Origin of the sequence: Acinetobacter sp. UBA2581 (assembly GCF_002339435.1) — a bacterium.
Taxonomy (GTDB): Bacteria; Pseudomonadota; Gammaproteobacteria; order Pseudomonadales; family Moraxellaceae; genus Acinetobacter; species Acinetobacter variabilis.
This window is the reverse complement of sequence record NZ_DDLD01000076.1, coordinates 1-8,874: the sequence shown is the minus strand read 5'-3', so window position 1 is coordinate 8,874 and position 8,874 is coordinate 1. Positions and strand designations below refer to the sequence as shown.

Genomic DNA, 8,874 nt, shown 5'->3' with positions numbered 1-8,874 from the left:
TACAAACAGATCATCATCGCGACTGGTGAAGGTGCCAAAGCATCATTATCTGCCTTTGATTACATCATCCGTTCTGGTCAGTAAAAAAAGAGCACCTGGAATCCCCACATCCCAGGTGCTTAATCTCAAACTCCTATTATTATTTTCGCTTTATAGGAACTCAGGACGCTAACACCCGGGTTCCTTTTTTTTAGTTATTGTTAGATCAGCCAAAAGCGTCCCCAATCGCTTTTAGCTGTTCCTTTCCTCTGGACAGTTTTTGTTTTCAACCCTTATTTTTATCTTTCCCTAAGGTTGTTCTTAGATGAAGTCATAAGACTTCATGCATCCTTCAAGCTTTAAACAGATTCAAACCTTTAAATTTCTCCATTAACTGCTCTTGCGTTTCCCGATGCTCTGGATGCGGCATAATGCACTCAATAGGACAGACGGCAATACAGGTTTGATGATCATAGAAACCGACGCATTCCGTACAACGATTCACGTCGATTTCATAGATCTTATCGCCTTCATAAATTGCTTCATTTGGGCATTCCGGTAAGCACATATCACAGTTGATACATTTATCGGTAATCAAGAGCGCCATTTTTTAACTCGCCTGATAAGCCAGTGAAGAGGCTGAAATGTCTACAGATGATGATGGCAGATTACGGATCAGCAGGGCATACTGCATATCGACATCTGCTGGTATTGGAATTTCAACGATATGCCCTGAACCTTTAGCATCTTCAATCATATTGCCTTTACGGTCTTTAATCTCTGTCAAGGTAAAGGTGATGTTGCCTTTAGTAGTCATCAACTCTAGTGAGTCACCAATGACAAAACGGTTTTTCACATCAATCTTGATATAGTTACTATTACGCTCTAACACTTCCCCACAGAACTGCTGATGATCGAAACTCGATGAACCATTTTCATAGTTTTGATATTCACTATGTACATGACGGCGTAGAAAACCTTCGGTATAACCACGGTTGGCCAAACCTTCGAGTTGAGTCATTAGTGAAGAATCGAATGGCTTACCAGCAAGTGCATCATCAATGGCTTTACGGTAAATCTGCGCAGTACGCGCACAGTAGAAATAAGATTTGGTCCGACCTTCAATTTTCAGGGAGTGCACGCCAATCTTGGTCAATCGTTCCACATGCTGCACTGCACGCAGGTCTTTGGAATTCATAAAATAAGTGCCGTGCTCATCTTCTTCGGCAGCAAACATATCCTCGTCATTACGTTGCAATAACACAGGTTCATCAAACTGATGTTGTACTTGCATATGTGACTCATCAGCATCTTTTGAACAACAGCCAGAATCAATATTTTTCACCGGGATCACATCGCCCGTTTCATCTTCTTTAGCGTCCAATACCTTGTATTCCCAGCGACAGGCATTGGTACAGGCACCCTGATTGGCATCGCGCTTATTCATATAACCAGACAGCATGCAACGGCCAGAATAGGCCATGCACAGTGCGCCATGAACAAAGACTTCAATTTCCATATCTGGAACTTGCTGTTTGATTTCTTCAATTTCTTCAATGGACAGTTCACGTGACAAAATCACGCGAGTAAGTCCCATATTCTTCCAGAATTTTACTGTTGCCCAGTTCACTGCATTGGCTTGAACTGAAAGATGAATATCCATATCCGGAAAGTGCTCACGCACCATCATGATCAGACCAGGATCAGACATGATTAGCGCATCTGGTTGCATGGCAACCACAGGTTCAAGGTCACGGATAAAATTTTTCAGCTTGGAGTTATGCGGCTGAATATTCACAACCACATAGAATTTTTTTCCAAACGCGTGAGCTTCTTTGATGCCAATAGCCAGATTGTCATGGTCAAATTCATTATTACGAACACGTAAGCTATAACGCGGCTGGCCGGCATAGACTGCATCTGCACCATAAGCAAAGGCATAGCGCATATTTTTCAGTGAGCCAGCAGGTGAGAGAAGTTCCGTAACGTGAGAAATGCTCATGATGAAATAGAAAGACATATAAAAAGTACGTCTTTATTCTAGTCATCTAAAATCAGGATTCAACCTAGTAAATAACTCGGAATTGGCATAATTCAACTCAATTTCAAGTTAAAAGATAAACAGTGAACGATTTAAAATATCCATAAATATTTCAGCTATTTTCAATAGATTCCAGCGCTTTCAAAATCTGGCAATGATCAATCGTAGTTGGGGTATTACAGCTTTCGCGAAGCGCCATTAACTGCTTTTTAAATAACTGTAATTCTTTAATTTTATTTGAAATATCTATAAGGTGCTGATCAATCATCTGGTTAACTTCACAGCAATCCTGTTCTGGATGCTGTTCCAGCTGAATCAGGTATTCAATTTCTTTTAAAGACATGCCTAAAGCACGACAGCGTTTGATAAAAATCAAGCGTTTTAAGGCCTCTTCGCCATAATTACGATACTGGTTACTTGCTCGAAAATTCGGCTGAATCAAACCTCTTTTCTCATAAAATCGAATGGTATCAGTGCTTAAATCAGTGTTCTTGGCTATATCAGAAATCAAATAATGTGACATAAATACCTCAAGCTTGACCTTGGAGTGACTCCATAGTTTCTAATGACTTTATCGCATTCAGGATAAGAAGTCATCGGAGAATAATATGGCCTGTAGTTGTAGTCATGAACCCGCGCCGCTCAAACCTAATAACAAATTTAGAACAGCTTTATGGATTGCATTATTGATTAACCTGACCTTATTTGGTGTGGAGCTGATCGGCGGTGCTTATGCACATTCATCGGCCTTATGGGCAGATGCGCTAGATTTCTTTGGAGATGCTGTGAATTATGGTATTTCTCTGGCGGTGATTGGTGCAAGTCTGTATTGGCGTGCAACAGTTGCTCTGATTAAAGGATTGACTATGGCAGTATTTGGTCTGGTCGTCATTGGTAAAGTGATTTATGCCTTTATGCAAGGTATTCCACCTGAAGCCATTACGATGGGGATTATCGGGGTATTGGCCTTAATCGCAAACGTGGTCACAGCCATAATTTTATATGCTTTCCGGGATGGGGATGCCAATATGAAATCAGTCTGGTTGTGCAGCCGTAATGATGCAATCGGTAATGTGGCCGTCATTTTTGCAGCAGTGGGAGTCTTTGGCACTGGCAGTCTATGGCCAGATATTATTGTTGCAATCATTATGGCGAGTCTAGGCTTAAGTGCTGGATATCATGTAGTGAAACAGGCTCTAGCTGAACGAGTATTGAAGCATGAGTCAGCCTGATCCTTAATATTAAATTTAATTATGAAAAAGCTGCTGATCAGGCAGCTTTTTTATTAGCCATAAGTCTAAAAAATAGATGAAAAATAAAGCTTTACAAATGCGATAAATTTAGGAAGAATCATGCGCGAAATTTACAAAAGATTCATATAACTAAACAATTTAAATTTTTTAGTGTTTTTGAGGGGGAGTAATGAGCTTCATAAAACTATTTTCACTTTCAACTTTTGTACTGATGACTGGCTGTAGTTCTATGGTCGTCACTTATGACGCATCGGGTCAGGTGATTGGATCATGTAAAGCTACACGTGGTCTGCTTTCAATTGCTAGTGCTCATTGTAATGGATCAGGCAATGCAATTGGCGTGAACTACAATACGGTGGATGCTAAAACAGGTTTATTGCCAGTACCACCAAGTCAAAATCAGATTCATTTAGCACCATAAATCATAGAGGGGAATATCATGAAATTATCAGCACTTATTGCATTTGCAACGACTATCGTACTAACTGGTTGTGCATCAACAGTGACTACATTTGACTCACATGGCCGTATGATTGGTTCATGTAAAGCAGAAAGCGGTTTTATTATCGGTGGTGGTGCAGGCTGTTCAGGTTCTGCAAACCAAGAAGGTCGCGATCGTTAATTTTTAATGATGATTGCAATAAAAAACCGAAGCCTAAGCTTCGGTTTTTTCTTTATCTATCAAAAAATTATTTTTGATCAGGTAAAGCAAAGGCAATGATATAGTCGCCGACATCTTTAGAGTGGCTTGCACCACCTGCAGAAATCACAACATATTGTTTGCCAGTTTTTGGAGATTTATAAATCAGCGGTGCAGCAACAGCAGCAACAGGCAGCTCGGCTTTCCATACTTCTTTACCAGTTTTCGAATCCAGCGCACGTAGGTAGTAATCCTGAGTACCTGCGAAGAACACTAGACCAGAAGCAGTTGAAGTAGGACCACCGAGTGTTGGCATACCTAAAGGAATTGGCATATGGGTTTTAACACCTAACGGCCCCAACTCTTTTGCTGTCCCCATCGGCACTTCCCAAACAACTTTTTTAGATTTCAAGTCGATGGCAGTCATAGTACCAAATGGAGGTTTGTTACAAGGAACACCCAGTTTAGATTGCATGATGTCAATTTTCACACCCGTATAAGGACCAGCCAATTGCGGACGTACGGTACCCATGAATCCTGGTACTTCGTCAGTTGAGATATGATATTTACCCATATCTTCTTTACGAACCAATGACATACGAAGTGACATACGCATATCGTTAACGTACATCATGCCAGTAGATTCATCAATTGAGATACCCCCCAGTTGAAACCACCAAGCAGGCTAGGCCATTCGATATATGGTTTTTCACCAGGTGCAGTGTAAAGACCGTTATACACAGAGTCTTTAAAGTCAATACGACAAGCCAATTGGTCAAAGGTTGAGATGCCCCACATATCCTGTTCAGTCAATGTCGTATTACCAATTTGTGGCATGCCAACAGAGAATGGTTGGGTAGGAGAAAGTTTTTCACCTTCAGCACCATTGGTGTCGACTGGACGTTCTTCAACTTTAGTGACTGGTTTACCAGTACGGCGGTCAAGAACGAAGATTTGACCCATTTTGGTAGTTTGAATCAACGCTGGAACTTTTTTGCCATGATCATCAGTCATGTCATAAAGTACAGGTTGTGACGGCAAGTCATAATCCTAGACATCATGGTGAACAGTTTGATAAGACCAAACAGTTTTACCAGTCAAAGCATTTACGGCAACAATGGCAGAACCAAATTTTTCTTTGGCTCCGTTACGGTCACCACCCCAGTAGTCAGGAGGACCATTACCTGTAGGTAAGTAAACCAGATTCAGGTCTTTGTCATAAGTCGGGATGGTCCACATGTTTGGTGTTTCTAAAGTAAAGCCTTTGCCATCTTTAGGTTCACCAACCAGTTCAGGATTACCGACATCCCAAGCCCAAGACAATTTACCAGTACGAACGTCATAGGCACGTACGACACCAGACGGTTCGCCATGCACAATATCACGTACCCAGCCACCTAATACGGCAACATGACCCGCAATGAGTGGAGTAGACGTTGGATGGTAACGTTTACTTTGTTCGGTAGGACCCATGTCATGCAGAACATCGACCTGACCGTTAGTACCAAATTCTGGACATAAAGCACCAGTTTTAGCATTTAAGGCAATTAAACGGCCATCAACAGTAGAAGTTAGAATACGTTGTGGACAAGCTTTAATACCAGGTGCTTGTAGGTCTGCTGCAGTTAAAGATTTGTCTTTAGTTGCATCATAGTAACCGACACCACGGCAGGTAATATGCTCTGCAGTTTTTGCATGTGGATCATATTTCCAAAGTGCTTTACCACTGTCACCATCAATCGCTGAAATGATATTAGTTGGTGTACATGAGTACAATGTGCTGCCAATTTGGATCGGTATATTTTCATCGACACTGGCAGAGGTATCACGACCAGTGTGATAAGTCCAAGCGACTTTCAGATCTTTAACATTTTCAGGGGTAATGTCAGTGTACGGTGCAAAGCGGGTACCGTTACCATTACGACCGAAATATTCCCAGTTGTCCGGGTTTTCTGCATTCGGTTTAGCCAGTGCAGGGTCTTGTACGATATCAACAGGATTAAGGATTTTGTCATGTGGGAAGAACGCAGCAATCAGAGCTGCTACACAGGCAAAGAAACCGGCAAAGCCAACAAGATTGGCAGCTTTGATTTTTGCAGCATCGAGTGCTGGCAGGTTTTTGCTTGCCCACATGCTGAGGACAAACAGAATAGTTGGAACCACCAAACGTGGAATATATTGCCAGAAGCTCAAACCTTGAACTTCAGCAATCGCCCAGATGATGGTTGCAATAAAAGTAACAATAGAAAGCCAGAAACCAAGGGCTTTTTTCATCGCATAGAAAATGGCGATTGCAACATAGGCAATCCCTGCGATGAGATAATAACTTGTACCACCGAGGCTGAGTGAGTAATTTAGCGCCTTGAATGATCAAGTACAGCGCAACGAGTAAAGTTAATATCACTACAAAATAGCGATAGACTTTAGACCCTGTACGCTCGATAGAGGAGGGTTGTTCAGTGCTCATACCTTGCCTATAGAAAACGGCTTGGTTGCATAAACGGTGAAACAGGAGAATGGGATCTAAATAGATCGAATTAAAAGTTTACAGAGTTTATGTAACTAAGTCTTTAGCGAAGATAAATCCTCATGAGAAATCAATTATAGTTACATATTCTAACATTTAAGAATGAATTTTTGACTAAAAAATATAATGTGAGTATTGATATTTATCATTTATTTTACTTTTTTAAGTAATTACATTTTTATAAATATGCTAATTATAAGAAATTTTAAGTATAGAGTAGGTTGAGTTAATTCTTTCAGATTAAGACTTACTGGATATAAAAAACGCATGCTTAAAGCATGCGTTTTAGGTTGCAAAAGGTTTTTTTTGCAGATTATTTTTCTACGAATGCACGTTCAATTACGTAGTCACCCAAAACACCCATACGTGGAGATTCTTTCAGACCGTGTTGATCTAGCAGTGCAGCAACATCGTCCAGGAATGCAGGAGAACCACAGAGCATTGCACGGTCAGTTTCAGGGTTGAAACGTGGTAGTCCGATTTTCTCGAATAATTGACCAGATTCAATCGCAGTGGTTACACGACCTTGGGTATGGAACTCTTCACGAGTAACAGTTGGGTAATACACTAATTTTTCTTTAGCACCCAATTCTGAGAAGAACTCATGATTTGGAATTTCGTTCAGAATCAAATCTTGGTAAGCCAGTTCTGAGATGAAACGTGTACCGTGAACAACGATGATTTTTTCAAAACGTTCATAGGTTTCAGGGTCACGAATGACAGAAAGGAAAGGTGCAAGGCCGGTACCTGAAGAAAGCAGGTACAGGTTTTTACCTGGGTTTAAGTCATCAAGAACCAGCGTACCGGTAGGTTTTTTAGAAACCAGGATTTCGTCGCCAACTTTAACTTTTTGTAGAATAGAGGTAAGAGGACCATCTGGAACTTTGATTGAGAAGAATTCCAGCTCTTCTTCATAGTTTGCACTTGCAATTGAATATGCACGCATTAAAGGCTTGCCATTGACTTCAAGACCGATCATCACAAACTGACCGTTTTTAAAACGTAATGCAGTGTCACGAGTCGTTTTAAAAGAGAATAAAGTATCATTCCAATGGTGGACGTGAGTAATCTTTTCGACGTTAAAAGCAGCCATTAAAGGTCTCAATAAGTTATCAAATTAGAACAGGTTGCTATTCTAATCTAAATTCATTCTCTATAAACTGAATATATTTAATTGAGCTTATCAAAAAAAGTGATTATGACCGAACTCACTCTGCCGATTATTGGCTATATGCATTCTCCCTATAAAGAAAAGTTTGGCATCCCGCGTCAGCCTAATTTGGTACAGGTTGAAAGCTATATTGAAATGACCGGTCCATATAATGATTTACTCGCATTTGAGGGCATCGAAGAGTTTAGTCATCTCTGGTTAGTCTGGCAGTTTCATGACAATAAAAATCAGCAGAGCCAGCAGTTTCGTCCGCAGGTTCGACCACCACGTTTAGGCGGTAACAAGAAAATAGGTGTATTTGCTACGCGTAGTATGTACCGTCCTGCCCCCATTGGTTTATCAGTCGTGAAATTAAATCGTGTCGAAAAAGTCGGTAAAAATGTCCGGGTTTATGTCGCAGGAAGCGACCTGTTAGATGGAACGCCGATTATAGACATTAAACCTTATATTCAATATTCGGATTCAGTGATTGATGCGCAAAGCGGTTATGCACAGGATGAACCATCACGTAAAACCGTCATTTGGAGCGATGAAGCGGAGCAGCAAAAGCAACAATTACTATTGGATGGAAAAATTTCTATGCAGACTATTCAGGAACTGGAAGCGGTTTTATCTTTAGATCCAAGACCAGCATATCAGGAAGATGAAGAGCGGATTTATGGGATGAAGTTTGCTGATTTAGATGTGAAGTTTAAAATAGGTGACAACAAGGTGAAAATACAGGAACTTTAAGTTCCTGTATTTCTTAAATGATTTAGCTACTAACCAAGACAAATGATAAAAATTACTTACTGGTCACGTTATTCATTTGTTTTCTAATTTCATTTGAAGCGACATCATTAAATGCATTGCATGCATTTTGAGTTAAGTTATAAAGTTCTTGGCGAACTTGCTTCTCTTTATTATCTTTTGCAGAAGTTATCAAACTTTGAAGTTCTGATAGCAAGTTTTTGAAATCGTATTCTTTTCCTGCTGGATGATAATCTACTTCATAATATTTACTTTTATATTCTGCGAGACCCCATTGCTGATCTTCTCGGAGATCTAAATAAGCAATTGCATCTTTAAAGGTTTTTTTAGAATAGTTTTTACTATCGGTGGATACACTGGCTCATTCTGTTTTCAAGTAATCTTCTTCTTCAAGTGAATATTTATATAGCTCAATATATTCTTTTGAATTTGAAATATCTTGAAATTGAATACATTTTGAGTTTGCTGGGAATTTTGCATCACTTGTTAAAGTATATAGGACTTACGCATTGA

The 8,874-nt window shown here is 40.1% G+C and carries 8 protein-coding genes and 2 pseudogenes; 5 read left to right on the top strand and 5 right to left on the bottom strand.

Translation table 11 applies throughout. The features are described from left to right. Window positions 1-84: pseudogene (locus B3Q46_RS09430) on the top strand (pyridine nucleotide-disulfide oxidoreductase); the annotation flags it as partial. Between the two features lie 247 nt (window positions 85-331). Here the strand turns inward: B3Q46_RS09430 and B3Q46_RS09425 are convergent. The 3 genes from B3Q46_RS09425 to B3Q46_RS09415 all read right to left on the bottom strand — a co-directional run bounded on the left by B3Q46_RS09425 (window position 332) and on the right by B3Q46_RS09415 (window position 2,543). After that, window positions 332-586 (bottom strand): YfhL family 4Fe-4S dicluster ferredoxin, encoded by a 255-nt coding sequence (locus tag B3Q46_RS09425; RefSeq protein ID WP_004784289.1) that lies wholly within the window; start codon window positions 584-586, stop codon window positions 332-334. A 3-nt stretch (window positions 587-589) separates the two neighbouring features. Further along, complete coding sequence (gene yegQ / locus B3Q46_RS09420; protein WP_104425900.1) at window positions 590-1,999, bottom strand: tRNA 5-hydroxyuridine modification protein YegQ; 1,410 nt, start codon at window positions 1,997-1,999, stop codon at window positions 590-592. 133 nt (window positions 2,000-2,132) lie between these two features. Then, complete coding sequence (locus tag B3Q46_RS09415; protein WP_004784285.1) at window positions 2,133-2,543, bottom strand: Cd(II)/Pb(II)-responsive transcriptional regulator; 411 nt, start codon at window positions 2,541-2,543, stop codon at window positions 2,133-2,135. An 85-nt stretch (window positions 2,544-2,628) separates the two neighbouring features. Between B3Q46_RS09415 and B3Q46_RS09410 the strand changes: the two genes are divergently transcribed. From B3Q46_RS09410 to B3Q46_RS09400, 3 genes are all read left to right on the top strand, one after another. Next, window positions 2,629-3,252 (top strand): cation transporter, encoded by a 624-nt coding sequence (locus tag B3Q46_RS09410; protein WP_004784283.1) that lies wholly within the window; start codon window positions 2,629-2,631, stop codon window positions 3,250-3,252. 190 nt (window positions 3,253-3,442) lie between these two features. Then, window positions 3,443-3,694 (top strand): hypothetical protein, encoded by a 252-nt coding sequence (locus tag B3Q46_RS09405; RefSeq protein WP_004784277.1) that lies wholly within the window; start codon window positions 3,443-3,445, stop codon window positions 3,692-3,694. Between the two features lie 18 nt (window positions 3,695-3,712). Then, window positions 3,713-3,895: a hypothetical protein gene (locus B3Q46_RS09400; RefSeq protein WP_004784275.1), complete on the top strand. Its 183-nt coding sequence runs from the start codon at window positions 3,713-3,715 to the stop codon at window positions 3,893-3,895. A gap of 67 nt (window positions 3,896-3,962) precedes the next feature. Here the strand turns inward: B3Q46_RS09400 and B3Q46_RS09395 are convergent. Continuing rightward, window positions 3,963-6,380: pseudogene (locus B3Q46_RS09395) on the bottom strand (membrane-bound PQQ-dependent dehydrogenase, glucose/quinate/shikimate family). Between the two features lie 373 nt (window positions 6,381-6,753). Then, entirely contained in the window at window positions 6,754-7,533 is a 780-nt protein-coding gene (locus B3Q46_RS09390) for a ferredoxin--NADP reductase (protein ID WP_004784266.1), read from the bottom strand. Window positions 7,534-7,638: 105 nt separating this feature from the next. Here B3Q46_RS09390 and tsaA point away from each other — a divergent pair, with 105 nt between their 5' ends. Continuing rightward, a complete protein-coding gene (gene tsaA / locus B3Q46_RS09385) occupies window positions 7,639-8,343 on the top strand; it encodes a tRNA (N6-threonylcarbamoyladenosine(37)-N6)-methyltransferase TrmO (RefSeq protein WP_004784264.1) in 705 nt (234 codons plus the stop codon). The last annotated feature ends 531 nt before the right edge of the window (window positions 8,344-8,874 follow it).